The 1,073-nt window shown below is 58.1% G+C and carries 2 protein-coding genes; one reads left to right on the top strand and one right to left on the bottom strand.

Annotated elements, in window-relative coordinates; genetic code table 11:
* On the bottom strand, positions 1-180 hold a 180-nt coding region (locus I6E39_RS11005), incomplete at its 3' end, for a hypothetical protein (RefSeq protein ID WP_235381625.1).
* 389 nt (positions 181-569) lie between these two features.
* Here I6E39_RS11005 and I6E39_RS11010 point away from each other — a divergent pair.
* Positions 570-1,073, top strand: a 504-nt coding sequence (locus I6E39_RS11010) for an OB-fold nucleic acid binding domain-containing protein (protein WP_235381626.1), incomplete at its 3' end; no start/stop codon positions are given.

Here is a 1,073-nt window from a genome sequence, read left to right on the forward strand (position 1 = left end):
TTTTGCGCTTTCCCTGCCGCCGTCCCCGGCGGCGTTTTGGTTCCTTTGCCGCCGCGGGCAAAGGAACTCGCCCAGCAGGGCGAAATCCTCCCCGTAATACACCAATAAACTAAAATTTACCAATATATTTTTTTCGGTATACCATACCCTGCGGCACAGAAAAAATGAAACAGCAATCATTTAGTGCATCAGTACGCTGAAACGATAAAAATTTTTCTTGACAAACAGGAATGGTAGGCGTATAATCCGCCCATAATCATTCAAAAGCGCCGACGAAGACCGCACTCCACGGCGTCCAACAGAGAGACCGGGCCACTGTGCTGAAAGCCTGGTTGGGAAAGACGGAGTCGCGCAACACTTCTGAGCTGACGGTTCGAAGCATTGTTTGAGGGCCGTCCGTCCTCCCCACGTTACCGGGGCTCGAAAGAGGTTCCTTGTTGGAGGAGCAACGCGGGTGGTACCGCGGAATCATGGAAACGATGATTTCGTCCCGGGTCGTATTGTTGATACGGCCCGGGACATTTTGTTTCTCCGGGGACGTATCCAGTTCAGAAAGGAATGGAAACACGATGGAATTTGTCACCGGAATCAGAAAAACCTCAATTACCTTCAAGGACATTGCCTCCGGCGCTTTGGACGGGCAGGCAGTCACCGTGAAGGGCGCGGTCCATGCCCTGCGGAAGCTGGGCGGCATCGACTTCATCACCCTGCGCCTGCGGGACGGCGCGCTCCAGTGCGTCTGCGGCCCCGAGGGACTGCCCCAGGAGCTCACTGAGGAGTGTACTGTCTCCGTCACCGGCGCCGTCCGGACCGAGGGAAGGGCTCCCGGCGGCCGGGAGCTGGCGGTGGAGTCCGTGGAGATCCTCTCCCGCCCCGCAGAGGCCATGCCCGTCCCCGTGTCCAAGTGGAAGCTGAACCTGAACCTGGACACCGAGCTGGGGCTGCGGCCAGTGGTTCTGCGGAACCTGCGGGAGCGCTCCGTGTTCAAAATTCAGGAGGGCCTGTCCCGGGCCTTCCGGGAGTATCTGACAGAGGAAGGCTTCACCGAGATCCACACCCCTAAGATCGTCCAC

Origin of the sequence: Pseudoflavonifractor phocaeensis, assembly GCF_021531375.1 — a bacterium.
Classification (GTDB): domain Bacteria; phylum Bacillota; class Clostridia; order Oscillospirales; family Oscillospiraceae; genus Lawsonibacter; species Lawsonibacter phocaeensis_B.